The 26,117-nt window shown below is 63.1% G+C and carries 23 protein-coding genes and 2 pseudogenes; 9 read left to right on the top strand and 16 right to left on the bottom strand.

Translation table 11 applies throughout. From position 1 onward, the window contains the following. Positions 1 to 2: 2 nt before the first annotated feature. The 4 genes from QM694_RS03005 to QM694_RS02990 form a co-directional block, all read right to left on the bottom strand. On the bottom strand, positions 3 to 860 hold the full coding sequence (locus QM694_RS03005; protein WP_415005463.1) for a hypothetical protein: 858 nt from the start codon (positions 858 to 860) through the stop codon (positions 3 to 5). A gap of 17 nt (positions 861 to 877) precedes the next feature. Further along, positions 878 to 2,221 (bottom strand): CHASE2 domain-containing protein, encoded by a 1,344-nt coding sequence (locus QM694_RS03000; RefSeq protein ID WP_415005462.1) that lies wholly within the window; start codon positions 2,219 to 2,221, stop codon positions 878 to 880. Between the two features lie 109 nt (positions 2,222 to 2,330). Next, a complete protein-coding gene (locus QM694_RS02995; RefSeq protein ID WP_415005461.1) occupies positions 2,331 to 3,362 on the bottom strand; it encodes a M12 family metallopeptidase in 1,032 nt (343 codons plus the stop codon). A gap of 65 nt (positions 3,363 to 3,427) precedes the next feature. Next, positions 3,428 to 4,453, bottom strand: coding sequence for a M12 family metallopeptidase (locus QM694_RS02990; protein ID WP_415005460.1), 1,026 nt, complete (start codon positions 4,451 to 4,453; stop codon positions 3,428 to 3,430). A 186-nt stretch (positions 4,454 to 4,639) separates the two neighbouring features. On the opposite strand from QM694_RS02990, the gene QM694_RS02985 reads away from it, so the two are divergent. The 3 genes from QM694_RS02985 to sseA are packed head-to-tail and all read left to right on the top strand — an operon-like array spanning position 4,640 to position 7,233. After that, the gene (locus tag QM694_RS02985) at positions 4,640 to 5,665 is read left to right on the top strand and encodes a cysteine synthase A (protein WP_415005459.1); all 1,026 of its coding nucleotides are present in this window, start codon (positions 4,640 to 4,642) and stop codon (positions 5,663 to 5,665) included. 9 nt (positions 5,666 to 5,674) lie between these two features. Then, positions 5,675 to 6,391, top strand: a complete 717-nt coding sequence (locus QM694_RS02980; RefSeq protein WP_415005458.1) for an alanyl-tRNA editing protein — start codon at positions 5,675 to 5,677, stop codon at positions 6,389 to 6,391. Then, the gene (sseA, locus tag QM694_RS02975; RefSeq protein WP_415005457.1) at positions 6,388 to 7,233 is read left to right on the top strand and encodes a 3-mercaptopyruvate sulfurtransferase; all 846 of its coding nucleotides are present in this window, start codon (positions 6,388 to 6,390) and stop codon (positions 7,231 to 7,233) included. The genes QM694_RS02980 and sseA overlap by 4 nt, the downstream gene beginning before the upstream one ends. A 1-nt stretch (position 7,234) precedes the next feature. Here the strand turns inward: sseA and QM694_RS02970 are convergent, their stop codons facing one another. From QM694_RS02970 to QM694_RS02930, 9 genes are all read right to left on the bottom strand, one after another. Beyond that, positions 7,235 to 7,609 (bottom strand): type II toxin-antitoxin system death-on-curing family toxin, encoded by a 375-nt coding sequence (locus QM694_RS02970; RefSeq protein ID WP_415005456.1) that lies wholly within the window; start codon positions 7,607 to 7,609, stop codon positions 7,235 to 7,237. Positions 7,610 to 7,617: 8 nt separating this feature from the next. Next, positions 7,618 to 7,842 carry an AbrB/MazE/SpoVT family DNA-binding domain-containing protein gene (locus QM694_RS02965; RefSeq protein WP_415005455.1) on the bottom strand — a complete coding sequence of 75 codons (225 nt, stop codon included), beginning with the start codon at positions 7,840 to 7,842 and terminating at the stop codon, positions 7,618 to 7,620. 44 nt (positions 7,843 to 7,886) lie between these two features. Further along, positions 7,887 to 8,897 (bottom strand): amino acid ABC transporter substrate-binding protein, encoded by a 1,011-nt coding sequence (locus tag QM694_RS02960; RefSeq protein ID WP_415005454.1) that lies wholly within the window; start codon positions 8,895 to 8,897, stop codon positions 7,887 to 7,889. A gap of 59 nt (positions 8,898 to 8,956) precedes the next feature. Beyond that, positions 8,957 to 9,724 carry an amino acid ABC transporter ATP-binding protein gene (locus QM694_RS02955; RefSeq protein ID WP_415005453.1) on the bottom strand — a complete coding sequence of 256 codons (768 nt, stop codon included), beginning with the start codon at positions 9,722 to 9,724 and terminating at the stop codon, positions 8,957 to 8,959. A 3-nt stretch (positions 9,725 to 9,727) separates the two neighbouring features. Further along, positions 9,728 to 11,227 (bottom strand): amino acid ABC transporter permease, encoded by a 1,500-nt coding sequence (locus QM694_RS02950; protein ID WP_415005452.1) that lies wholly within the window; start codon positions 11,225 to 11,227, stop codon positions 9,728 to 9,730. A 1-nt stretch (position 11,228) separates the two neighbouring features. Beyond that, positions 11,229 to 12,410 (bottom strand): amino acid ABC transporter permease, encoded by a 1,182-nt coding sequence (locus QM694_RS02945; RefSeq protein ID WP_415005758.1) that lies wholly within the window; start codon positions 12,408 to 12,410, stop codon positions 11,229 to 11,231. A 117-nt stretch (positions 12,411 to 12,527) separates the two neighbouring features. Beyond that, positions 12,528 to 13,565 carry an amino acid ABC transporter substrate-binding protein gene (locus QM694_RS02940; RefSeq protein ID WP_415005451.1) on the bottom strand — a complete coding sequence of 346 codons (1,038 nt, stop codon included), beginning with the start codon at positions 13,563 to 13,565 and terminating at the stop codon, positions 12,528 to 12,530. A 169-nt stretch (positions 13,566 to 13,734) separates the two neighbouring features. Further along, positions 13,735 to 14,463, bottom strand: coding sequence for a cobalt-precorrin-6A reductase (locus QM694_RS02935; protein ID WP_415005450.1), 729 nt, complete (start codon positions 14,461 to 14,463; stop codon positions 13,735 to 13,737). Further along, positions 14,453 to 15,523: a cobalt-precorrin-5B (C(1))-methyltransferase gene (locus QM694_RS02930; protein ID WP_415005449.1), complete on the bottom strand. Its 1,071-nt coding sequence runs from the start codon at positions 15,521 to 15,523 to the stop codon at positions 14,453 to 14,455. Before QM694_RS02930 ends, QM694_RS02935 begins: the two co-directional genes overlap by 11 nt. On the opposite strand from QM694_RS02930, the gene cobA reads away from it, so the two are divergent. From cobA to cbiB, 4 genes and pseudogenes are all read left to right on the top strand, one after another. Continuing rightward, on the top strand, positions 15,522 to 16,379 hold the full coding sequence (cobA, locus tag QM694_RS02925; protein ID WP_415005448.1) for a uroporphyrinogen-III C-methyltransferase: 858 nt from the start codon (positions 15,522 to 15,524) through the stop codon (positions 16,377 to 16,379). The two genes, QM694_RS02930 and cobA, sit on opposite strands and share 2 nt — an antisense overlap. Beyond that, a pseudogene (locus QM694_RS02920) lies at positions 16,345 to 17,650 on the top strand (cobyrinate a,c-diamide synthase). The gene cobA and the pseudogene QM694_RS02920 overlap by 35 nt, the downstream one beginning before the upstream one ends. Beyond that, entirely contained in the window at positions 17,650 to 19,110 is a 1,461-nt protein-coding gene (locus QM694_RS02915; RefSeq protein WP_415005447.1) for a cobyric acid synthase, read from the top strand. The pseudogene QM694_RS02920 and the gene QM694_RS02915 overlap by 1 nt, the downstream one beginning before the upstream one ends. Next, on the top strand, positions 19,107 to 20,042 hold the full coding sequence (cbiB, locus tag QM694_RS02910; protein ID WP_415005446.1) for an adenosylcobinamide-phosphate synthase CbiB: 936 nt from the start codon (positions 19,107 to 19,109) through the stop codon (positions 20,040 to 20,042). Before QM694_RS02915 ends, cbiB begins: the two co-directional genes overlap by 4 nt. Here the strand turns inward: cbiB and cobU are convergent. After that, a complete protein-coding gene (cobU, locus tag QM694_RS02905) occupies positions 19,999 to 20,538 on the bottom strand; it encodes a bifunctional adenosylcobinamide kinase/adenosylcobinamide-phosphate guanylyltransferase (RefSeq protein ID WP_415005445.1) in 540 nt (179 codons plus the stop codon). The two genes, cbiB and cobU, sit on opposite strands and share 44 nt — an antisense overlap. Then, on the bottom strand, positions 20,535 to 20,906 hold the full coding sequence (locus QM694_RS02900; RefSeq protein WP_415005444.1) for a DUF1636 family protein: 372 nt from the start codon (positions 20,904 to 20,906) through the stop codon (positions 20,535 to 20,537). The genes cobU and QM694_RS02900 overlap by 4 nt, the downstream gene beginning before the upstream one ends. Before the next feature lie 87 nt (positions 20,907 to 20,993). Between QM694_RS02900 and QM694_RS02895 the strand changes: the two are divergent. After that, positions 20,994 to 21,762 (top strand): annotated as a pseudogene (locus tag QM694_RS02895) (NAD kinase). Between the two features lie 6 nt (positions 21,763 to 21,768). Here QM694_RS02895 and QM694_RS02890 read toward each other — a convergent pair. Then, positions 21,769 to 25,209, bottom strand: coding sequence for an AsmA-like C-terminal domain-containing protein (locus tag QM694_RS02890; RefSeq protein ID WP_415005443.1), 3,441 nt, complete (start codon positions 25,207 to 25,209; stop codon positions 21,769 to 21,771). 218 nt (positions 25,210 to 25,427) lie between these two features. Here QM694_RS02890 and QM694_RS02885 point away from each other — a divergent pair, with 218 nt between their 5' ends. Further along, the gene (locus QM694_RS02885; RefSeq protein WP_415005442.1) at positions 25,428 to 25,961 is read left to right on the top strand and encodes a bactofilin family protein; all 534 of its coding nucleotides are present in this window, start codon (positions 25,428 to 25,430) and stop codon (positions 25,959 to 25,961) included. Positions 25,962 to 26,117 lie beyond the last annotated feature (156 nt).

The following is a 26,117-nucleotide window of genomic DNA, read 5'->3' as shown; positions in this document are numbered from 1 at the left end:
GCTTATTGCAGCTTCCAGCCCTGCGCGAGCTTTGCCAGAAGCTCGGCGGCAGCGGGCTGCTTCGCGGCGTGAAGCTGCTGCGCCGCCGTCACGCGCCATGATCCGCGCGCCTGTTCGGCGAGCCATGCGGCGTGGACCAGGAGGCCCGCTGTCTTGCCGGGAGCCGATGCCTTGATCTTCGCCGGAAGCTGCGGAACATCCTTCTGGGCGCGAAAACGCACAGTCATGCGTTCATGGCCGCTGTCGGCGATCACCACCGAGAAGCGCCCGTCACCGTCTTTCGGGATGGCGAAGGTGGCCTCGCGGTCCTTCACGGTTTGCGTGGCCCATTCGGCTTCGCCCACCTTGATGGTGAGGGTGAAAGGCCCGGCGCCGCCCGCCCATGGAAGCCAGAGCTGCTTGGTATTCTGGGGCACGAAATTGGTGCCGCGCACGGCGAGCGGCACGGCCAGCGGATCGCCATCGCCCTTCGACACCATGTTGACGGGGGCCACTTCCTCGCCGCCTGCCAGAACGGTGCCGATGGCAGTCAAGACGCTCCACGCATCATCGCCGGTGGGGATTTCGCCCTGCACATTGTAGCGGAGAACCGTGCCGCCGATGGCGACGGTGGAGCCATCTCCCATCTCCAGCGAGATGGCGCTAGCCTTGTCGCGCAGGAAGACCACGTCTCCGGCATAGACGGGCATCATCAGCTTGGGCGGCAGTTCCTTGCCGGCGCGCACCACGGCCGTCTTGGCCGAAACGTCTTCACCGGCCAGCGACATCGACACGATATAGCCCGCGGGCGCTGTGGCGGCATGGGCGGTGAGAATGTGAAAGGGAAGAATGGCGAGAAGGACGAGCAGCAGACGTTTCAAGGCGGGAACTCCGGGTTTCATCTGAGAATCGCGCGCCACCCCTTCCTTGGCACGTGACTGGCGATATCCATAAGGGAGTCAAAGAGCTTAAATAGGGCAAAACCGGGGACGGCCACCGACACCACATCAATGCCCGTCGCAAAGCTGAACCAGCGCGAGATGATGAAGAGCGCCGCCAGAGTGACGAGACTCAAGGCGATGATGGCGACGGCGCCGATGAAGGTGCGGGCGATGTAAGCCAGAATGATGAACAGGATCACCGCCAGCACATTCTTGAAGAAGGGCGAGGCCGGCACGGTTTCGACAATCGCCTTGGCCTGCACCACGCTGTTGGCGAGAACCAGCGCGCCCGGCATGTTGCCGAAGGGCGTTGCGTAGATATCGCCGGAGTCGGCATGGCTGGCGCCGAGGATCACCGCGCGATTGGCGAAGGGATCGGCATCAATATCTCCTGCGGGGGCGGCGACATCGTTGGTCATCGTGACGAGTTGCGCGGCGCTGATGCGGCGGAGCGCCACCACCTGCTGGCCATCCCGAGTGATGCGGAACATGGCGGGTGCTCCCGCCGTATCGGCAAAGACAAAGGGAATTTGCGCCACCGCCGAGGTGACGGGCGGCCATGGCGGCAGCTTCGCCTCTTCATGGCCGCACTCGATTTTCACCTGCGCATCGAGGAACGCCTTGAGGTCCGCATCATGGGACACGCCCTTCACCGGCAGGGCGCTCATCACCAGGACAGCGGCGGGATAGGCAACGCCATTGGCGCCATCGCACACGGTTTGCCACAGCTTGAGGCGGCGCACCGAACGGTCACCGCCGATGTCGTTCAATGTCGTGACCCAGCGAATGTTGGGCTTGCGCGCCACATCGGCATCATAGAGCGTGGGGCCATCGCCCGCCGCCATGGCGGTGCCTTGCGCTTTCGTGAAGCCGATCTTGCGCACCAGAAGCAGAAGCGGTGCATCGGCGGGATAGCTGCGGAGAAGCGCGGAAAGCTGCGGATCAGCCGCCTGACCTTCGATGGACGGCGACAAATCGAAATCAACGAGAATGGCCGCCGCCTTGTTGGTCTCCGACATCCTGATGAGTTCGGCCAGTGCGGCGTGCGGCGTCGAGCTTGTGGCGCCCCACAGGCTGCGTGTCCTGTCATCGACATCGAGGAAAGTGACGGGCAGCGCCTCCTTCGGCACGCCCGACATGGTGAGCGACAGGGCCACCAGATGATCGGCATCGCCCAGCCCGTTGTGAGAATCCAGCACGCGCTGGCCGAACCCCGCCAGCATCGCCAGCACGGTGAAGGCGGCGATCAGGAAGGTCTTGACGCGATGCGCCGCCACCTGCCCCATCTTGATGCCGAACAATCTCCCCATCGCCTGACCTTAGCGTGGCCTGTTGCAAAGTAAAATCGGGATTCGACGGGGGAAAACGAAAACCCCGGCCAGAGCCGGGGTTTTCTCATGCGATATGGGTTCAGTCGGCGTCGCTGGCAGATACGCCGGGGCTCTTGAGATAGAGCGTGGGGAAATCGATCGTCGCGTCGCGGGTGGTGCCGTCGGCCTGGCCCTTGTCCCATATCTTGGTGAAGGCCTCGGCGCGCTGCTGGAAGTGCGCCTGACGCTCGCCCGGATCGGCGGGATACATGTATTCAACCGTCGTGCGGTCGGTCTCCGAGATCACGTCATTGGCGGAGGGGATGTAGCAGGAGCTGTCCTTGCCCTTGAGGTAATAATCGGCGGGGAAATAATAGAGCATGATCGACTTCGGATCGAAGTCGGTGAGCATCAGCTTCAGATCCTCGCCCACATAGGGCGCCATGTTGAAGGCGATGGTGTCCTTGTCCCAGTTGTTGGGCGGGCCGGACAGGTATTTCACGATGAAGTCCCAGTTGAACTCGTTGCCGCAATTGGCGACCGGGCTCTGATGCTCGTGCATGAAGCCCAGCGCATGGCCGAATTCATGGAGGATGACGCCCTGAATGTCCGGCTTGTCGAACACCGACATGTCGGTCGCCTTGTCGAAGCCTTCGAGATTGAGCGTGGCCTCGTTCTGGGCCGTGTAGACCACGCCGTTCTGGCCGAGCTGCGACCAGTAGCCGGGCTGATCGTAGGAGACGCGAATCTGCGAGGGTTTGCCGTTGGGATCGCATTTGCGCGGCTTGCCATTCACGGTGAAGGCGAACTTGAGGCCCATCTTGGGATCGTCCGTCCACTTGCTGGCGATCTGCGCCACCTTGAGGTTCACTTCATCGGAGCCGCCCATGAAACACACGCGGAGCTTGGAATATTCCGGCGTCCACTGGACGAGCTGGCTGTAGATGCCCTTGGCCTGATCGGAATCATCGACCGCTTCCAGCGCCTTCATGCCGGCGATCATGCGCTTCACATATTCGGGCGGCAGGCCGCCCTTGCCAGAAGGGTCATGTGCCTGGGCCGCGCCCACGCAGAGCGCGAGGGCTGCGCCGGAAAGCAGAACAGATTTCATCATCGCCGTCATGGTTCTCATGTCTCCATCGGTGTCATTGAACGGAAGCGCCGCGAAGAATCGCGGCAGGTTGCTTAACGTGACGCTCAGTCGGGATCGTCGGCCTTGACACCGGCCGCCGTGAAATAAAGGGCGGGCAGATTCAGCGTGGCATCGCGCGTGCCCTCATCGCCGCTCTTGTCCCAGATTTTCATGAACTGGGCCTTGCTGTCGGCGAAGTTGGTGATGCGCTGGCCCTGGTCAGCAGGATACATGAATTCGATGGTCTCGCGGTCTGTGGACGAGATGTCATCGTTGGGCGACGGAATATAGCAGGAGGCCTGCTTGCCCTTGAGATAATAGTCGGGCGGGAAATAATAGAGCATCACCGACTTGGCATCGAAATCCGTCAGCATCAGCTTCAGGTCTTCGCCCACATAGGGGGCCATATTGGTTTCAATCGTCTGCTTGTCCCAGTTGTTGGGCGGGCCTGCGAGCTGCTTGTTGAGATAATCCCAGTTGAACTCGTTGACGCAATCGGCGGCGGGGCTTTGATGTTCATGCATGAGGCCCAGCGCGTGGCCGAATTCATGCAGGATCACGCCCTGAACGTCAGGCTTGTCGAACACCGACATATCCGAGGCCTTGTCGAAATTCTCGAGATTGAGCGAGGCCTCATCCTGCTTGGCATAGATGGTGCTGGACTGGCCGAGCAGCGACCAGTAGCCGGGCTTGTCGTAAGACACGCGGATCTGCAATTCCCTGGCGTTCGGATCGCATTTGCGCGGCTTGCCATTGACGGTGAAGGCGAACCTGATGCCCATCTTGGGATCATCCGTCCAGCGGCTGGCGATCTGGGCGATCCTCAAATTGATCTGGTCATTGCCGCCCATGAAGCACACGCGGAGCTTGGCGAAATCAGGCGGCCATTGCACGACCTTGGCATAGACGCCCTTGGCCTGATCGGAATCATCCATGGCCAGCATGGCCTTGTTGGCAGGCACCATGCGCTTCACATATTCAGGGGGGATGCCGCCCTTGCCGGACGGATCATGGGCCAAGGCGGCCCCCGTTCCCAGCATGACGGCCAGGGCTGCGCCGGTGAGGCAGCTCAGGCTATGGTTCGCCAACATGATCGCGGACACTCCATCGGATCGCGTGCAGAAGGCCCCCTCTGCCGGCCGGAGATTAACACTCCAGCCGCCGTCATCAAGGCGAAAGGTGACCGATGACAATGTTAAAACTGCGAAAGCATCAAGGCGGCTTTGTGCCCTTGCGCGGATTTGACGGATGGCGGCGGCTGGGGCATGTCTAGCCCCATGGACATCAAGCAAGACGTGATCGCCGCCATCGGCAACACCCCGCTCATCAAGCTGCGCAAGGCATCGGAGATGACGGGCTGCACCATTCTCGGCAAGGCCGAGTTCATGAATCCCGGCCAGTCGGTGAAGGACCGTGCCGCGCTGTTCATCATCCGTGACGCGATTGCCAAGGGCACGCTGAAACCGGGCGGCACCATTGTCGAGGGCACCGCCGGAAACACCGGCATCGGCCTGACAGTGGTGGCCAATGCCATGGGCTTCCGCTCCGTCATCGTGATCCCGGTGACGCAGAGCCAGGAGAAGAAGGATGCGCTGCGCCAGCTTGGCGCGGAACTCGTTGAGGTGCCCGCCGTCGCCTACAAGAATCCGAACAATTACGTGAAATATTCGGGCCGCCTGGCCAAGGCCATGGGTGCTGTATGGGCCAACCAGTTTGACAATGTGGCGAACCGCCTGGCTCATATCGAGGGAACGGCGCCTGAAATCTGGGAGCAGACGGGCGGCAAGGTGGATGCCTTCGTGTCCGCCGTCGGCTCCGGCGGCACGCTGGCCGGCTGCAGCATGGGACTCAAGGCCCGCAACAAGACCATCAAGGTGGCGCTGGCCGACCCGCCGGGTGCAGCGCTTTACAGCTATTACAAGACGGGCGAACTCAAGTCCGAAGGCTCCTCCATCACCGAAGGGATTGGGCAAGGGCGCATCACCGCCAATCTGGAAGGGGCCATCGTGGATGAGGCCTTCCAGATTCCCGACGCCGAGTCGGTGGCGATCGCTTTCGACCTTCTGCAACATGAAGGGCTGTGCATGGGCGGCTCCACCGGCGTGAACGTGGCAGGCGCCATCCGCATGGCGAAGGAGATGGGGCCGGGCCACACCATCGTGACGGTGCTGTGCGACTATGGCACGCGCTATGCCTCCAAGATGTTTAACCCCGCCTTCCTGCGCGAGAAGAACCTGCCGGTGCCTGCATGGCTGGAGCAGAAGCCCGATGTGCCGGAGGTGTTCGAGACGGTTCCGGCGTGATTGTGCTTGATGACCACCCTGCTCTTCCGCGATGACGCATATTTGAGACACTGCGATGCCACCGTGCTTTCGGTGAATGAGCGGGGCGGGATCGTGCTTGACCAAACAGTGTTTTACGCCACGGCCGGCGGGCAGCCGGGCGACAGGGGCTGCATCAGTTGGGATGGCGGCGAGGCGGTGATCGCCACGACCGTCTATGACGAAGCGAAAAACGTGGTGCATGTGCCAACCGATGGCCAGCCGCTGCCGCCCGCGGGTGCGAATGTGAAAGCCGCGCTCGACTGGGACAACCGTTACCGCAACATGCGCGCCCACACGCTGATGCACCTGCTCTGCGCCTCCGTGCCCTTTCCCGTGACGGGCGGCGCCATCACCGAGGATGGCGGGCGCATCGACTTTGACATTCCCGAGGGCCAGATTCCTGACAAGGCGGAACTGGCGGTCACCATCAATCGTCTGATCACGGAGGATCATGCCGTCTCCTTCCGCTGGATCAGCGATGAGGAGATGGACGCCAACCAGCATCTGATCCGCACCATGTCCGTCAAGCCGCCGCGCGGCACGGGGCGCGTGCGGCTGGTGATGATCGGTGACGACGGCAGGATCGATTTGCAGCCCTGCGGCGGCACGCATCTTTCCTCCACTTCTGCCATCGGCCCCATCGCGGTGGCGAAGATCGAGAACAAGGGCAAGATCAACAGGCGCATCCGGCTGGTGTTTCAATGAGCAATGATATCGTCTCGACGGCGTGGCTGGCGGAGCATCTGGGATCGCCCGATATCGCCATTCTCGATGCCTCATGGCACATGCCCGCCACCAAGCGCGATGCGAAGGCGGAGTTCGCGGGCGGCCATATTCCGGGCGCGCAGTTCTTCGACATCGACGAGATTGCCGATACGGATTCATCCCTGCCCCACATGCTGCCTTCGCCAGAGAAGTTTTCCTCGCGCGTGCGGAAGCTGGGCGTGGGCGACGGGCAGCAGGTGATCGTCTATAACTCGGCGGGGCTGTTTTCCGCCGCGCGCGTGTGGTGGATGTTTAGGGCATTCGGGCATGACAAGGTGGCGGTGCTGGATGGCGGCCTGCCGAAGTGGAAGGCCGAGGGCCGCGCCCTGGCGGAAGGCCCGGCCAGCCGCCCGCAGGAGCGCCATTTCACGGCGCGGCTGAACGGGGCGATGGTGAAAAGCCGCGATGACGTGGCGGCGGCACTTTCCGGCCACACCGCGCAAGTGGCGGATGCGCGTTCGCCGACGCGCTTTCGCGGCGAAGAAATCGAGCCCCGGCCCGGCGTGCGCCCCGGCCACATGCCGGGTGCGAGGAACGTGCATTACGCCACGCTGCTGAATGCCGATGGCACGCTGAAAGAGGTGGATGAACTGCGCAAGGTTTTCGCCGCGGCGGGCGTGGATGTGGCAAAGCCGGTCATCACCAGTTGCGGTTCCGGCGTGACGGCGGCCATCCTGTCGCTGGCGCTCACGCAGATCGGCGCGCCGTCGCATGCGCTCTATGACGGGTCTTGGACGGAGTGGGGCGCGGCGGCGGACCTGCCGGTGGCGGTGGGAGCCTGATCTAAACTGCCAACTCCCGCAGCCATGCGGCAAGCGCGTCTTCGCTGATCTCGCCCGCCGCGAGGCCATAGATCATGGTGACGATCATCGCTTCGTCGAACTCGACGGCCACATCATTGAGGCCGAGAAAGACCACGGCGCAGAGCGTGCCGGTGCGCTTGTTGCCATCGATGAAGGGATGGTTTTTCACCACGCCCGCGCAATAGGCGGCGGCGAGGCGGAAAATATCCGCATCCGGCTCATAGGCAAAAATGTTTTCCGGGCGCGCCAGGGCGCTGAGCAGCAGGCCCTCGTCGCGCAAGCCATCCGCGCCGCCAAAACGCACAAGGGATTCACGGTGGAAGGCCTCCACCATGGCAGTTGTCAGCCAGATCATGATGGGTGCTATTCCGCCAGTTTCTTCATGGCGTTGGGATATTTGCGCATAAACGCGCGCGCGGTTTCGACAGCCGTGTCGAAATTCGCGTCATAGGGCGTGATCTCGAAGCCGCGCGGCGTGCGGGCCACGAACACCTTGTCGCCCTCGCCAAGGCCCAGGTCCTTGGCGATGTCCGAAATCGTCAGGCTCAGCGAATTGCCGACTTTGCGGATGATCAGAGGCTTGTTCATGTATGCACATTCGTATAATTATACGAATGTGTCAACAAGAATGATTACCGCACCGGCGGGGCGTAGAGGATGCCGCCGGCGTTCCACAATGCGTTGAGGCCGCGCTCGATCAAGAGCGGCGAGGCCTTGCCGAGATTGCGGTCGAAGATTTCGCCGTAATTGCCAACCGCCTTGATGGCGCGGGCGGCCCAGTCTGGATCGAGGCCCATGTCGGCCCCGAAGGTGCCTTCGAGGCCGAGGAGCCGCCGGACATCGGGCTTGGCGCTCTCCGTCTTCATCGCGTCAACGCCCGCCGACGACACGCCCATCTCCTCCGCGTCGATCAGTGCGAAGAGCGTCCAGCGCACGATGTTGAACCATTGCTCGTCGCCCTGACGCACGGCGGGGCCCAACGGCTCCTTGGAAATCACATCGGGCAGCACGATCGAGTCGTCGGGATTGGTGAGCTTGAGGCGGATCGCATAGAGCTGCGACATGTCGGCGGTGTAGGTGTCGCATTTCGCGGCATCGAAGGCCTTCACCAGGTCGGTGATGTTGTCGAACATCACCGGCGTGAAGGCCATCTGCTTCTCGCGGAAGAAATCCTCCACATTGTCCTTCGTCGTGGTGCCCGAGAGAAAGCAGATCGACGCGCCCGTGAGATTGAGCGCCGAGGTGACGCCCAGCAGCTTCTTGACGATGAAGCCCTGGCCATCGTGATAGGAGACGCCCGCGAAGCGGATGGCGGCGCCGGTTTCGCGCTGCATCGTCCATGTGGTGTTGCGGGCCAGCACGTCGACAGCGCCGGACTTGAGCTTGTCGAACCGCTCCACCGCATTGAGCGGCACGAACTCCACCTTCGCCGCATCGCCCAGCACGGCGGCGGCGACGGCCTTGCAGAAATCGACGTCGAAGCCCGCCCATGCGCCGTCCGCCGCTTGTGCCGCGAAACCCTGGAGGCCCGGATTGACGCCGCACAGCAGTTTGCCCCGCGCCTTCACATCGGACAGCGTGGAGGCGTGGGCCAGCGAGAAGGCCGACAGGAGAAATGCAAGAAACACGGCAAGCCGTCTCATGGCGCGAATCCCTTCGATTACGCCGGACGCTAGACCGGACGGCGGAGCGTGAAAAGGCGTCAGTGCAGGATCTGGCTGAGGAACAGCTTGGTGCGCTCGCTCTTCGGATTGGAGAAGAATTCGGCCGGCGCGTTCTGCTCGACGATCTGACCCTGATCCATGAAGATGACCCGGTTCGCCACCTGCCTCGCGAAGCCCATTTCATGGGTGACGCAAAGCATGGTCATGCCCTCCTCGGCGAGGCCCACCATGGTGTCGAGCACCTCCTTCACCATTTCGGGATCGAGCGCCGAGGTCGGCTCATCGAACAGCATGATCTTGGGGTTCATGCAAAGTGCGCGGGCGATGGCGACGCGCTGCTGCTGGCCGCCCGAAAGCTGGCCCGGATATTTGTTGGCCTGCTCGGGGATCTTCACGCGCTTGAGGAATTTCATGGCGATTTCCTCAGCATCCTTCTTCGGCATCTTGCGCACCCAGATGGGCGCCAGCGTGCAGTTCTCGAGGATGGTCAGATGCGGGAACAGGTTGAAGTGCTGGAACACCATGCCGACCTCGCGGCGCACCTCGTCGATCTTCTTGAGATCGTTGGTGAGGGTGGTGCCGTCGACGACGATGTCGCCGCTCTGGTGCTCCTCAAGGCGGTTGATGCAGCGGATGAGCGTGGACTTGCCGGAGCCCGACGGCCCGCAGATGACGATGCGCTCGCCCTTGTAGACGGTGAGGTTGATGTCGCGCAGCACATGAAACTCGCCATACCACTTGTTCATGTTGTGGATTTCGATGGCGACCTCGTCGCTGACGTTCATCTTGGGAGCGGGATTCGCCATGTCTTACCTCTTGTGTCCGGTCTGCAGCCTGCGCTCGGTGAAAGCCGCATAGCGCGACATGCCGAAACAGCAGACCCAGTAAATGAGTGCAACGGATAGATAGCCCGTGGGCGCTGAAACGGGCGTGGCCCATGCGGCGTCACGCAGGCTCGACTGCACAATGCCCAACAGGTCGAACAGGCCGATGATGAGCACCAGCGTCGTATCCTTGAACAGCGAAATGAAATTGCCGACGATGTTGGGAATGGAAATCTTGAGCGCCTGCGGCAGCACGATCTTGTACATCATCTGCCAGTAGGAAAGCCCCAGCGCCTGCGCGCCTTCATATTGCCCCTTGGGGATGGCCTGCAGGCCGCCGCGCACCGTCTCCGCCATATAGGCGGAGGAGAACAGCGCCACGCCGATCAGCGCACGGAGCAATTTGTCGAAAGAGACGCCGGGCGGCAGGAACAGCGGCAGCATGACGCTGGACATGAACAGCACGGTGATGAGCGGCACGGCGCGGATCAGTTCGATGAAGGTGATGGACAGGAACTTCACCACCGGCATCTGCGAGCGGCGGCCAAGGGCGAGAAGAATGCCGAGCGGGAGCGATGTGACGATGCCGGTGATGGCCACCACCATGGTAACGAGGAAGCCGCCCCATTGCGGCGTCTCCACGCGCTGCAGCCCGAAATCAATGTCGAGCACGAACATGGCGGCCATGATCGCAAGCAGCAGCAGCCCCCAAGCCGCCACCACGGGCATGCCCCTGCCCTTTTTGCCGAACACGGTGACCGCCAGCGACATCAATCCGGCAAGACAGCTCAGCACTTCGACGGCCAGCGGAATAGCGTCATAGTCAAAATCAAAGAGCCGGACGCGGATGGGATCGATGGCGAAAGAGGCCAGCCACAGGATGAGCGCCAGCGCCGCGAGGCCAAGCCCGACGAAGTTCCGCGAGATCCCGTCCTCCACCCCGAAGGCGATCAGCGGCACCAGCGATGCGAGGAAAAGCAGGAACACCACCATCGACACATAGCCCTGCGGGCCGAAATTGAGATTGCCGCCGGTGAGAAGGATCAGCGCGATGAGCGGAAAGACGATGAACAAATAGATGGCGTTCAGGCCCTTGTAGGGCGCGGAAGGGATCAGCATGGGCACAGCGCCCGCCACCAGCGCCAGGAAACACAGGTTCACCCGCCAGCGCTGGTCGATGGGGTAAAAGCCGTAAATCCATTGCGGCAGCTTGTCCCGCGCCATGGGCCAGCAGGCGCCGAGCTGCTCGCCAAGGCAGGCATTGCGATCCGCCCCCGACCAGACTGCGCGGAACAGGGCGAAATCAAGCAGGCCCCAAATCACCCACAGCGCGAAGGCACCGAGCAGAATGGTGAGGATGGAACTGAGCAGGCTTGAAAACAGGTTGGCGCGCATCCATCCGTAGACGCCCGACATATTCGCGGGCGGCGGCAGGCGCGGCGCATCCTCGCTGCGCACATAGGCGATCGGTTCGGCGCGGGCCATCTCAGCGCTCCACCAGTTTCATGCGGGAATTGAACCAGTTCATCAGCAGCGAGGTGAGGAGGCTGAGTGAGCCATAGACCAGCATCCAGATCGACACGATCTCGATGGCCTTGCCCGTCTGGTTCAGCACGGTGCCGCCCACCGCCACGAGATCAGGATAGCCGATGCCCACCGCCAGCGAGGAGTTTTTGGTGAGGTTCATGTAGGTGCTGGCGAGCGGCGGAATGACCACGCGCATGGCCTGCGGAATGACGACATGGCGAAGCGTGGGGCCGGAGCGGAGACCGAGCGCATTCGCCGCCTCGGTTTGTCCCTTGTTGACCGATTGCACGCCGGCGCGGACGGCTTCCGCAATGTAGGTGGCGTGATAGATCGACAGCGCCAGATAGAGCGCCATCATCTCCGGGATCATTGCCGCGCCGCCACGAAAGTTGAAGGCGGTCTTCTGCGGCACGTCCCACGTGACCGGAAAGCCCGCCAGCGCAAGGCCCAGAAGCGGCAAAAGAATCAAAAGACCGATCGACGCCCAGAATACGGGGAATGGCTTGCCGGTGGAGACCAGCCGCGCCTTGGCCCAGGGCACCATAATGATGATGGCAACGATCGCCAACGCCAGCCCCACAAGGCCCATCCACCCGCCCTCTCCAAAGACAGGGGCGGGAAACATGAAACCTTTTTTCGACAGGAAGAACAGGCCGCCGACGCTGACCGCCTGTTTCAGTTCCGGCAGGGACTGGATGACGACGAAATTGTACCAGAAGAAGATTTGCAGCAGCAGCGGTATGTTGCGGAAGAACTCGATATAGACGGTGGCGACGCGCGAGACGATCCAGTTGCTGGACAGGCGCATGATGCCGACCGTGAATCCGATGATGGTGGCCGTGGCGATGCTGACGACGGCGATCAGGATGGTGTTGAGGAGGCCAACTTCCAGCGCGCGGCCATAGGTGGAACTGCTGGAATAGTCGATCAGCCGCTGGATAATGTCGAAGCCTGCGGTCTGCGACAGGAACCCATAGCCGAAGCCCTTGCCCAGCCGGTGCAGGTTGGCAATCGTGTTGTGGACAATCTCGTACAGAAGAAACAGAAGGACCGCGAGAAGCGCCGCCTGAAAAAAGACGGCCCGGACTTTCGGATCATTCCAGACAGATACTTTCGGGACGTCGCGCGTCCCGGCGGCCATCGTCATGCCCCTTAACCTTCCCCTTGCACCACTCCCATGTGGCCGAACCCGCCGGTTTTCCGGTCTGGGCCTAAAGGCAGAAAAGGGCCCGGCGCGCGGCCGGGCCCTTCAACGATGTCAGCGGATCGGGGGCGCGTATTGCAGGCCGCCGTCTTTCCACAGCGCGTTCTTGCCGCGGGCGATCTTGAGCGGCGTGCTCATGCCGACGTTGCGCTCGAACACTTCGCCGTAGTTGCCCACCGCCTTGACGATATGGACGACCCAATCCTCGTCGAGGCCGATGCCGGTGCCGAAGCCGGCGGCGGTGCCGTCCGCGTTCTTCACGCCCAGCACGCGCTGGATTTCGGGATTGGTGGATTTCAGCATTTCATCCACATTGGCCTTGGTGATGCCATCCTCTTCCGCCGTGAGCAGCGCGAAATACGTCCACTTCACGACGTTGAACCAGGCGTCATCGCCCTGCCGTACCACGGGGCCCAGGGGCTCCTTGGAAATGATTTCCGGCAGAACGACGTGATCGTCGGGGTTCTTGAGGGCCAGGCGCTCGGCATAGAGGCCGGACTGGTCAGTGGTGAAGATATCGCAGCGGCCTTCGTCATAGGCCTGGCGCACCTGGTTTGAATCCTCGATGGCCACAACCTGATACTTCATGTTGTTGGCCTTGAAATAGTCGGCGAGGTTCAACTCGGTGGTGGTGCCGGTGTTGGTGCAGACGGTGGCGCCATCAAGCTTCAGCGCCGAGTCGATGCCCATCGACTTCTTCACCATGAAGCCCTGGCCGTCATAATACATGACGCCCGCGAACTTGAGGCCGAGCGAGGTATCGCGGCTCATCGTCCAGGTGGAGTTGCGCGAGAGAATGTCCACTTCGCCGGACTGCAGCGCCGTGAAGCGCTCCTTGGCGGAGAGCGGGGTGAACTTGACCTTGGTGGGATCGTTGAAGATGGCGGCGGCGACGGCCCTGCAGAAATCAACGTCGAGGCCGGTCCAGTTGTTGTTGCTGTCGGCAATCGAGAAGCCGGCGAGGCCCTGGCTCACGCCACATTGCACGAAACCCTTCGCCTTCACGTCTTCAAGCGTGCCGGCGGAGGCCGTGGCGGCCGTGGCCATGCTGACGGCGGCGCCGAGCATCCATGAGAAAACTTTGCGTTTCATTCCGGTTCTTTCCTTCTTACCTGTGCGGTTTGAACGGAAACGGCCCAACATGAATGAAGATCATGCGATTGCCCCGCCCTGCCCGCAGTTAACGTCTGTTTGCTCCCCGGAGGCGCTGTTTCATCCGCGCCTCTCTGGTTGCAGAGACAAGCCGGAAAATCCGCAAGGGTCAAGAATAAAGCAACCGGCGGAGGCTGCTTGAGATTTCCTCAGCGGTGGCGAAGGTGGGAACACCGGGCTTGGCTGGCCTTGCCACCATGATGACGGGAAGGCGTAATGCGCGGGCCGCCGTGATTTTGGCCTGCGTTGCTGATCCGCCGGAATTCTTGGAGACGAGATGGGTGATGCGGTGCTGGCGCATGAGGGCGATCTCATCATTTTCCGTGAAGGGCGGGCGGGCCTGCAGCAGCGTCCAGCCGGGTGGGAATTCCATGTCCGGATTCTCGATCATGCGGGCCACGCCGGTTTTTGTATGGGTGAGAAAGGCTGCAATCTCTTTCCGCCCGATGGTGACGAGCGGGATGGCTGCAGGCGGCAAGGCGACAACGGCTTCGGCGATGCTGTGAACGATGATCCAGCCCGGCCCAGCGGGCCATGGCGGCAGTTCGAGGCGCAGCAGCGGCACATCGCCTGCCGCTTCCGCCGCATGGCGCGACATCTGCGCCGCGAAGGGATGGGTGGCGTCGATCAGTACACGGATGGATTGGACCTTGAGATATTCGCGCAGACCCTCCACGCCGCCGAAGCCGCCCCGCCGGATGCGGCCCGGCGGCAGGTGGGGATGCTCCGTGACGCCAGCCAGCGAGGTTTCAACGTCATAGCTTTCCGCGACGAGGCGATCCGCAAGCTCACGCGCAAGCCCTGTGCCGCCGAGGATGAGAATGCGCTCAGCGGGCATGGGCGATGATCTGGCCCAGTCGCGAGACGATGATGACATCGGGCGAAACGGCTTCATTGCGCAGGATGGACTTTACATGGGCGAGCGCCTTCTCCCCCACGCGCCGGGCCAGCGGAATGCCATCCGCCATTTCCAGAACCTGCAACGCGGTGTTGGCGGTGAGTACGCTGTTGCGCGGCATTTCCGGCGCGAGGTCAGCGAGAAAGGCGGTATCCACCTGGCTGCGCCCTGAATGCAGGTCCATGGCGCCCTGCGCCAGCTTTACCATCTTGCCGAAGCCGCCGCCGATGGTGACGCGGGGCACCGGATTGTCGCGCAGATATTTGAGCAGGCCGCCCGCGAAATCGCCCATATCAAGCATCGCCTCAAGCGGCAGGCCATAATGCACGCGCACCGCATCCTCGGAGGTCGAGCCGGTGCAGCCTGCGACATGCTGAAGGCCCATGGCGCGCGCCACATCAACGCCCCTGTGTATCGAGGCAATCCATGCCGCGCAGGAAAAGGGATGCACGACGCCCGTGGTGCCGAGGATCGACAGGCCGCCCAAGATGCCCAGGCGCGGGTTCCACGTCTTCTCAGCCAGTTTCGCGCCGCCGGGAATGGCGATTTCGATCTCGACATTTTCGCCGCCCTGCTCGGTAATGACATCGCGGATCATCCGGCGCGGCACGGGGTTGATGGCGGCCTCGCCAATAGCCAGCGGCAGGCCCGGCTTGGTGACGGTGCCCACACCCTCGCCCGCCTTGAAGGTGATGCCCGAACCTCTCTCGCGCACGGTGGCGATCACCATGGCGCCGTGTGTCACGTCCGGATCATCGCCCGCATCCTTGATGATGCCGGCCTGCGCCCAGCCCTCACCCTTGCCCTCCAGCGCCAGCGCGAAGGCGGGCTGCTCGCCCTTCGGCAGCGTGATGGTGACGGGATCGGGAAAGCGCCCGGTGCGCAATGCCGCAAACGCCGCCTTGACAGCCGCGGTTGCGCATGCGCCGGTGGTCCAGCCGCGCCTTAATTCACCCTCGGGCTTCTCCAATCGCATCGGCCCACTGTATAAGAGCAGCATGAGCAACGGACCAACAAAAAGGGCGGCGGACTGGGCCGAGACGACAGGCTTCGCGAGGCTCGATGCCGAGGCCTTCCCGGATTTCCTGCCCGGCTGGGTGTGGCTTGTGGGGGCTGGGCCCGGCGCGCCCGGCCTGATGTCTCTCCTCTGTTATCACGCCATGCAGCAGTGCGACGTGGTGGTTTATGATGCGCTGGTGAACCCCGACATCCTGCGCTGGGTGAAGGTGGGAGCCGAACTCGAATATGCGGGCAAGCGCGGCGGCAAGCCGTCTCCCACCCAGCGCGACATTACCTTGCGGCTCATCGAACTGGCGCAGGCAGGCAAGCGCGTCCTGCGGCTCAAGGGCGGCGACCCCTTCATGTTCGGGCGAGGCGGCGAGGAATGCCAGAACCTCGCGGGCGCTGGCGTGCCCTTCCGCATCGTGCCAGGCATTACGGCTGGCGTTGGGGGCCTTGCCTACGCGGGGATGCCCGCCACCCATCGCGACACCAATCATTCGGTGATCTTCCTGACGGGCCATGACGCCAGCGGAAAAATGCCTGCCAATGTGAACTGGCCGGCGGTCGCCAAGGCCTCGCCGGTGATCGTGATGTACATGGCGGTGAAACATCTGGGCGAGATTGCCGCGGCGCTGATCGCGGGCGGGCGGAAGGCGGATGATCCCGTCACCATCGTTTCCAACGCCTCGATGCCGCACCAGCAGGTGGCGTCAACGACGCTGGAACAGGCAGGTGCCTTTGTGGCGGCACAAGAGCCGCCGACCCCGGCGATCGTGGTGGTGGGGCATGCCTCCGACTGGCGCTCCGTGCTCGACTGGTATGCGCCGGCGCTCCGGGAGAACCCGATTGGCTAAGGCCATCGTGGTGGCGGCCCCCTCCTCGGGCAGCGGCAAGACGCTGGTGACGCTCGGCCTCTTGCGGGCGCTGCGCAATGCCGGGCATCGCGTGGCCTCCGCCAAGGTGGGGCCGGACTATATTGATCCCCGCTTCCATGAGGCGGCGACGGGACGACACTGCTTCAACCTCGACCCGTGGGCAATGCCGCCGGAGCTGATCCGCAGCCTCGTAGCCGATCTGGCGCGGGACGCCGATGTGGTGGTGATCGAAGGGGTGATGGGGCTGTTCGACGGGCCGCTGGGGGCGGCAGGCTCGACCGCCGATCTGGCCGCGCTGCTGGGCCTGCCCGTGGTGCTGGTGGTGGATGCGCGGCACCAGTCGCAATCGGTGGCGGCGCTGGTTCATGGCTTTTCGACCTTCAGGCCAGATGTGCCGGTGGCGGGGGTGATCCTCAACCGGGTGGCCAGCTCCCGGCACGAGGCGATCCTGCGCGAGGCAATTGGGGCCAACGTCCTCGGCGTGCTGCGGCAGGATGACTTCACTGAAACTGCCATCCCGCCACCTTGGATTGATACAAGCCGAGGAACATCAACACCTTGAGGTCTTCATTGAAGAAGTCGCATCAGCGGTTGCACGTGAAACAAATCTTGACAATCTCTTAACCATTGCCACGCAAGTGCCTGACGAATCAGTGATTCGCGAATCGCTGCCGCCGTTCGGCCAGCGCATCGCCGTGGCGCGCGACAGGGCCTTTGCCTTTGCCTATCCACATCTCCTGGAAGACTGGCGACGGGCGGGCGTGGAGATTTTGCCTTTCTCACCATTGACCGATGAGGCACCCCACCCCACAGCGGATGCGGTGTTCCTGCCCGGCGGCTATCCGGAACTTCATGCCGGGCGGCTGGCGGCGAACGCCACCTTCCTCAACGGCCTGCGCGCCGCCACCGGCCTCGTCTATGGCGAGTGCGGGGGCTTCATGGTGCTGGGTGGGGCGCTGATCGACGCGGAGGGCGTGCGCCATGCGATGGCGGGGCTTTTGCCGCTCACCACCAGCTTCGCGACGCGGACACTTCATCTGGGATACCGCCAGCTTCAGCCCTTGGCTGGAGCACCGTGGACCGTGCCGCTGCGGGGGCATGAGTTCCATTATTCCACCATCGCAGGCGAAGGTGCTGCGGAGCGGCTGTTTGAAGCGAAGGATGCGGCGGGGAACGCGCTTCCTCCCATGGGCCTCAGACGGGGCCGCGTGATGGGCTCCTACGCCCATGTCATCGCAGGGGCCGCATAATGGCGTGGGCCATCATGCTGATGGGCACCGGCTCCGATGTGGGGAAATCCCTGATCGCCGCCGGGCTTTGCCGCGCCTTCGCCAATCGCGGAATGAAGGTGATGCCGTTCAAGCCGCAGAACATGTCGAACAATGCCGCCGTGACCGAGGACGGCGGCGAGATCGGCCGGGCGCAGGCCTTGCAGGCGCGGGCGGCGCGCGTTCCCGCCTCCGTCCACATGAACCCGGTGCTGCTGAAACCCGAAACGGCGACAGGGGCGCAGGTGATCGTACAGGGCCAGCGCGCCGCCAGCATGACGGCGCGGGACTATTTCAAAAACCGGCCGCAGTTCATGCCGGCGATCCTCGACAGTTTCCACAGAGTGGCCACTGAAGCCGATCTGGTGATCGTCGAGGGGGCGGGAAGCCCCGGCGAAATCAACCTGCGCAACGGCGACCTTGCAAATATGGGCTTTGCCCATGCGGCTGGCCTTCCGGCGTTGCTGGTGGGCGATATTCACCGCGGCGGGGTGATCGCCTCGATCATTGGCACCTTCCGCATCCTGCCGCCCGAGGATCGCGCGCGGCTGAAAGGCTTTATCATCAACAAGTTCCATGGCGATCCTGACCTGTTTTCAGAAGGGAAGGCCTTTCTTGAACGCGAGACGCAGACGCCCTGCCTTGGCATCGTGCCGTATTTTGCCGAAGCCTCCCGGCTTCCCGCCGAGGACGCGGTGGCGCTGGAGGATGCCCTTTCAAGTGCTGCGGGCGGGTGCAAGGTCGCGGTCTTGCGGCTGCCGCGCATCGCCAATTTCGACGATCTCGACCCGCTGCGGCAGGAGCCGGGGGTGAGCGTGCGGTTGGTGCAGCCCGGCGAGGCGATCCCCGCCGATACGCGGCTGGTGGTCATTCCCGGTTCAAAATCCACCATGGCCGATCTGGCGGCCCTGCGGCGGGAAGGCTGGGACATTGACCTTGCCGCCCATATCCGGCGCGGCGGGCATGTGCTGGGCCTGTGCGGCGGCTACCAGATGCTGGGGCGCATGGTGCATGACCCTGAAGGCCTCGAAGGGCCAGCGGGAAGCGTCGCAGGCCTGGGGCAGCTCGATGTGGACACCACGCTGCTGCCGGAAAAGACCCTGACCCGCGTGACGGGCCGCCATGTGGCGAGCGGCACGCAGTTGGACGGTTATGAGATTCATCTCGGGCACACCGATGGCGCTGACGGCGCGCGGCCCTTCGCGATGATCGGCAACCGTGGTGATGGTGCGGTATCAGCCAATGGCCGGGTGGCGGGCACCTATCTGCACGGCTGCTTCGGGTCCGATCAATTTCGCAGCGCCTTCCTCGCGGCGCTAGGCGCTGAGACGAGCGGCCTTGCCTATGAGCATGAGGTGGATGCGGCGCTCGACGCGCTGGCCCAACACCTTGAAACCCATCTCGACATGAGCCGCATTCTGGCGCTGGCGGAGCCGGTGTGAGTTCCGCCGCCGCCATCGCCCTTCTGGTGGAGCGTTTCGCCGGTTATCCGAAACCGGTTTACGCAGCGATCGGGCATCCCGTGGAGTGGATGGGGCGGCTCATCACCTTGCTGGACCACAAGTTCAACGTGCCCGCCGCATCGCAATGGGAAGGCCGGTTGCGCGGCGTGGCGGCGCTGGCCGTGCTGCTTGCCGCCTGCGCCATTCCGGCGTGGATTGCCGAGCGGCTGGTGGCGCATTTGCCCTTTGGGTGGATCATCAATCCGCTGATCGCTACGGGCTTTCTGGCGCAGAAATCCCTGCGCGATCATGTGCAGGCGGTTTACGAGGGGCTCGGCACGTCGCTCGCCGAGGGCCGCCGCGCGGTGAGCCAGATCGTGGGGCGCGACCCGGCCACGCTGGATGAATCCGCCGTCTCGCGCGCGGCGCTGGAAAGCTTGGGCGAGAATGCCTCGGACGGCATCGTGGCCCCGGCGCTCTGGTATGCGCTGCTGGGCCTGCCCGGCATCGTGGCCTACAAGGCCATCAACACGGCGGACTCGATGATCGGCCACAAGTCGGAGCGCTATCTCCATTTCGGCTGGGCCTCGGCGCGGCTGGATGATGTGGTGAACCTGCCCGCCTCCCGCCTGTGCGGGGCGCTGTTCGCGATTTCCAATCCCGGCCGCATGAAGACGGCGTTTCATGCCATGTGGCGTGATGCGCCGAAGCACCAGTCACCCAATGCCGGATGGCCCGAGGCTTCACTCGCCGCGAGCCTTGGCCTCCGCTTCGGCGGCCCGCGCAGCTATCATGGCGAGTTGGTCGATCTGCCATGGATGGGCGAAGGGCGGAGCGATTTGACGCGTGACGATATCCGGCGCGGCCTTGTCCTTTACGGGCGGATGCTCAGCCTGTTGTTGGCGCTCGCCTGCGCGTGGTGGCTTTTTTAAGCAACAGCGGCAGGCCTGCCGCCACGAAGACCACCTCATCGGCCAGCTCGGCGATTCTCTGGTTGGCGATGCCCTGCGCATCGCGGAAGGCGCGGGCCATGCGGTTTTCCGGCACCACGGACAAGCCCACCTCGTTTGAAACGATGACCACGCGCGTTTGAACCGCAGCCAGCATCTGGCACAGCACGTCCAGTTCCGCCGCCAGATCGCGGTTGTGGTGCATGAGATTGCCGAGCCAGACGGTGATGCAATCAACCAGCACGAAGGGCGCTTTTGCACTGGCGATGGCGGAGGCGAGATCAAGCGGCGCTTCCACCGTATCCCATCCTTCGCCGCGCCCGGCGCGGTGGCGGGCGATGCGGTCCGCCATCTCGGCATCGGTGTTTTCCGCCGTAGCGATATAGATGCGGCGGCCTGCATAGCTTGATCCGAGCGCCTCGGCATGGCGGCTCTTGCCGGAGCGCGCGCCGCCCAGAACCAGCGTGACCTTCTTCATGGGCGCGCCGGGGGAATGCGGGCGATGAAATGGCCGCGCATGAGATCGGGCCATTGTCGGAACGGCACCTCGCCTGTTTCGGTTTCGCCATGCGCCGCAAACCAGTCGAGAATGGCGTCGGCCTGTTCGCGCGTCGGCTGGTTGCGCCCGGTGACATAGCTGAAGCGCTGATCATCGCGCAGGATGGCGCTGCAATGCTGCTTGCAATTCCACAGGCAGGCCTGCGTTTCGATCTGTGTGGCGAGGCCGCGCGCCGCCAGCGCCTCACGCATGTGGGCGATCAGCGTTTCGCCGCCGGTGCGGCCATCCGGCCCCATTTTTTCTTCCGGGGTGAAACGGCAGGTGGTGCACATGACGATCGACCGCATGATTTGAGAAAAACCTTTCGGGGCTTGCGGATAAGCCATGCTTCAATGTAGGCAAAGAGCGGGCCTGTCAACGCAACCAAAACCGGCATGACATACGACCGCATCGCCTTTCTCGCCTCGGATTCGCCGGATGCCCGCAAGGCGCTGAAAATCCTGTCGCGGAAATACGGCAACAGCGACCCCGCCGAAGCTGATGTGATCGTGGCGCTGGGCGGCGACGGCCACATGCTGCAAACCATCCACCGCGTGTTCCCCTCCAACATTCCAATCTATGGCATGAACCGGGGCACCATCGGCTTCCTGATGAACGACTACAAGGAAGCCAATCTGCCCGAGCGGCTCAATGCGGCGGAACTCACCACCATTCATCCGCTGCGCATGACGGCGACGGACGAAAACGGCAAGGTGCACAAGGCGCTGGCCTTCAACGAAGTCTCGATGCTCCGCCAGCGCTACCAGGCGGCGAAGTTCCAGATTGCCGTGGACGGCAAGCCCAGGCTTGAGGAACTGATCTGCGACGGCGTGCTGCTGGCCACGCCCGCCGGCAGCACCGCCTATAATCTCTCCGCTCACGGACCAATTCTTCCCATCGAGTTCGCGGCTATTGGCGCTGACGCCGATCAGCGCCTTCCGGCCGCGCGGCTGGCGGGGCGCCATCCTGCCGCATCAGGCGCGCGTGACGGTGACGGTGATCGAGCCGGTCAAGCGCCCGGTGGCGGCGGTGGCCGATCATCTGGAAGTGCGCCATGTGCGGGCGGTGGAGATTGCCGAAGACCGCAAACGCTCGGCGAAAATCCTGTTCGATCCCGGCCACAGCCTGGCTGAGCGCGTGCTGCGCGAGCAGTTCCGCTTCTGACGTTTCTTACTTTTCGCGGCCGATCTTGGTGTTGGACGGCGTGTCGCCGGCATTGCCGAACTCGAAAATCTTGCGGAAGATTCCGGGCGCGATCGCCGAGGCCGGATTGACCTGGAACTGTGGATTGGACAGTTGGCCTCCCAGCGCGAAGGTCAAGCCGATCACCCCCTGCCCCTTGCCGCCAGCGACAATGTCGCCAATCAGCGGAATATTACTGAGCGCGGAATTGAGCGCATAGGCGGGAATGATGGTGCCGGTGATGTCGATGGTGCCATTTACCTTGCTGATAAGACCGCTGGCCGTGGCGCCGAGATCATTGCCAGAAAGAATGGAATCGCCAATCCGCACAAACCGCGCATCGGTGGTGAACGGCAGCTTGAGCCTTGTGAAGGCTACGCCTTCATTGCGCGGCCCCGACTTCTTGGGCTTGCCCTTGCTGTCGAGCTGCGCCAGCGCCGCTTCGTTCCGCACCTCGAAATTGCGCAGCACCAGTTGCCCTTGGCGCACGGAAGAATTGGCATCATTGGCAATGAAGGCAATGAACTCGATCTGCCCGCCGGCAATCTTGGAATAAAGATTTGCAGCCCTGAGCGCCGCACCGCCGTCGCGGCCCGTCAGGTTGATCTGGCGTCCATCGTCGGTTGGGGTGATCTTGAGATTGACGGGCTGGCCCGACAGGAAGGTGCCCGATATATCAGCCGCCTGCACGCGGCCGCCCGAGGTGCGGATGTTCGCCGAAACGCCGGTGATGACTTCACCGCGATTGGCGTAGATGCGGTCGACATTGGCGGTGATGTTGAGGGGTGGCGCATCGCCGCCGCCCTGCCCTTGCGAACCGCTCGAGGAGGTGAACATGGATTTGATCAGCGGGCGGGCGTCAAAATTGTCACCACTCAAAACAAGGGAGGTGCCGCCATTGCCGCTGTTTTTGATGGTGAGGGCAAAGCGGTTCTCGTCACTGAGCTGCACGGTGGAAAGCTTCGCCTCGCCGATGCCGCCGCCGTCGGCAAGCGCGATGTCGCCCTTGATGAGAAGATCGGGGCCACTAATCACCAGCCCCTGAACCTTGCGGCCCTGATCGCCCTTGCTGAGGTAATTGAAATCCGCCGTGGTCTTGGGGGTGGGGTCTCGCGACCATCCGATCGGGTCAATGCGCATCGCCGCCTTGGAGAGGTTGGCGTCAATGTCGATCAGGCCTGTGGGATCGGCGAGATCGGCGATCACCGCCTTGACGCCAATGGTGCCGGTAAGGAAGCCGCTGAGGTCGATCCCCATTTTCTTGCGGTCATCCGAGTCGAGCGTGGCTTCCAGAATGGCGGATTGCTGTTTGCCTTCTTTCGCCCACGAGATTTTCGCGTCCACGCCATTGATCTTGGCGGGGCCGGACGCGGTGATCCTGTCTGCGGTTGCCGCCAGATCGAAAGTGCCGCCGGTAATGTCGATCTTCGGCAGCGCATCCTTGAGCGAGGCGTTGGTGAGCTTGGCCTTGGCGGAGAATGTGGTGCTGCCCGGGGGAATGTCTTTCTGCAGCGGGACGTTCAGAGTGACATCAAGGACGGCATTGCCGCCGAGCTTGGAACTGTCGATGCCGGAGTTCGAGATCAGCGCCAGATCGGGCTGGTCGAGATATTCGATCAGCCCCTGGGCGTTCGACTTCGCCCTGAGCTGGAACACGGTGGGCGTGATGGGCGCCAGCAGCTCCGTTGACGACATGGAGCCCGCATCGACATGCACGGTGGCGCCGGAGGGCAGCGTGACATCGCCGCCGTCAATCGTCATGTCAAAGGCATTGTCTTTCAGATGGGCATCGCCGCTGGCATTGGCGAGGGGCGCAAGACCCTTGAAATAGCTGGTGTTGACGCCCTCCATGGCAAACTGGAGATCGACCGACCCGTCTGGAAGCTGATTGCTGGCGCGCGCCGCAGCCAGCGCATCGACGGGCAGGTTGATCTGGAACGATCCATCCGTAACGGTGCCTGCGTGGACATTCTGATTCACCCATTTGCGCGTTCCTGGCGACATGATGGGCGGCCACAAGCGTTTCAGCAGATCGGCGGAGAGATCGCGAATGCGGCCCGAAAGAAGAATGCCCGCCGATTTGCTGCCGCCCGTAATCACGCCCAGAAGCCTCACACCCGATTGGCCGGACATGACCACCAGATCCTTGATGTCGAGTTTTGCTTCGGCGATGGAGGCGACGCCGGAAAAATCAATCTTGTCGACGGCAACGGGCTGCTTGTTGGGGTCCTGCGTGTCGATGGCCACATTGTGGGCGGAAAGATTGATGGCAAGGGCGGTGAGGTGCCCATCGGCGCTTCTCACCGGCAGGATGTTGCCGGTGAGTTCGGCCTGTGAATTGCCCACCAGCAGGACGGAGTCGGTGATGATGATTCCGCCGGTCCCGGGATCGTAATCGGCGCGGAGCGAGCCCTCGTCCACGATGATCGGATCGGCGAAATAATCCGGCAGCGCCACCTCGCCCGCCGCCGCGGCGAATTCGGCGGAGGCTTTTTTGACAAGTCCGTCGCCCGTGACCTCGATCTCGGCATGGCCCGAGAGCGGCACCTTCACGCGGGCGAGCTGCGAGAGCGCGAATATCTCGTCGGAGATATTGGCGGGCACGAGGTCGCTGATCCGTGCACTGATGGAAAAACTGTCGGTATCGCGCTTGTAGCTGGCGGAGACTTCGGCGCGCCAGCGGCCCTCCTGCCGCCCGTTGGCGACCTGCGCATTGGTGACCACGGCGAAGCCATAGGGCATGCGGCGGAAGGCAAGCTCGGCGTCGGGCACGTTCCAGATCGCGTCATTGGCTTCATCGTAAATGCGGATCGAGGCTTGCGTGACGCGGATATCCTCTACCGTGCTGATCGCCGCATTGGCCTGGCCGCCGCCCGCGAGAATGGCGATCAGCGTGCGGCCCGATACGCTGCCAAGGCCGGGCACCGCGTCGGTTGCCGGTAAATCCGCCTTCCCCTGCGCCGTGGATTGGTCGGCGGCTGGCGCGGCGGCGCCTGCATGCTGATCGTCCTCATTGCCGAATCCGAGTTCGATGCGGCCATCGAGTCCGCGCTTCACGAAGATGCGGGGGCCGATGAGCTCAATCGATTTCGGCACCACGCTGCCGCGGAACAGCGCCGATTCCTCGATGCCGATGGCGGCGCGGGGGGCGCGGGCGAGAAGATTGCCCTTGGCATCCTTGAGCGTGACGTTGCGCAGCCGGAAATGCGGTATGCCGCTTCCCGCCTCCCGCTCGATCACCGCGCCATCGAGATCAACCGCCATGCCGGAGAGGTTGCGATTGATCTGTGTGCGGATGGTATCGGTCATGAAATTGAGCGATACCGGGCCTTGCGACAGGCGCAGATAGAACGCGCCCACCAGCGCCGCCACGGCAAGACAGACCGACAACACGCTGAAGGCGGTTATTTTCAGGAGTCTGCGCCGCACCGCTGTCCCGTTTCCGTTGCCTTTTCCCGTCTGGGCGCGCGAAGGGCTCCGCCTGCGCCGGATGCCGCCCCTTTGCCCAACAACCTAGGCCAAAGCGTGGCCGCAACTCATGAGAGTGCCTGAGCCTGACGCCGCGCGCCACCAAGCTTTCGCCATGACAGTGACCCTCATGGGGCGTATTCTTGAATGATTCTCTAAGATCGCTGCGGAACCCACGAATGCTCTTCAGAAAGCGCGCCAAGCCCACTTCCAACGACAATCAGCCCACGGTGGTTTCCACCCCGGCGTCTCCGGCTTCTCTCATCGGGCGCGGCATGGTGGTGGAAGGCGATGTGTCGTCGGAGGGCGATATCCATGTGGATGGCACGCTGCGCGGCAAGCTGCAGGCGCGTCATTGCGTGATCGAACTCAACGGCCTCGTGGAAGGCGACGTGATCGCCGATGAAATCGTGGTGCGCGGCCGCGTGGTGGGGCCGATGCGCGCCTATCATGTGCATGTGGAAGCCGGCGCCCGCATCGAAGGCGACGTTGTGAATGCCTCGATCACCGTGGACAGCGGAGCGGAAATCCACGGTGCCATCTGGCACAATGACGATCCCTTCGCGGAAGAGACGCAGAGCCGCTTCAGGCCCGCGGCTGCGGAGCGGGAAGATGCGGCGTCGCGCGAGCGGCCCTCCTATCTCGAAAGCCCGCTGTGGAACAGCGGTGCTGTGGATGACTATCGCCCCATCGTCGCCGTGCGCCCGCGCTGAGCCGGCTGTTGCTGGCGGCATAGCGCTGATTTTCCTGAGCTAAAACACCTGTGGGATAGAGGCCGCCAAGCGCAGGTTGGCGTGGTGGAGCAATTGCTAACTTGACGAATGTTATATTATAACGTTACATAATATTCCGGCGGCTGTCCTATCAAC

The sequence above is a fragment of the Aestuariivirga sp. genome (assembly GCF_047602625.1).
GTDB lineage: Bacteria > Pseudomonadota > Alphaproteobacteria > Rhizobiales > Aestuariivirgaceae > Aestuariivirga.
The sequence above is the reverse complement of the archived record's forward strand: the minus strand, read 5'-3'. Positions and strand labels throughout refer to the sequence as shown.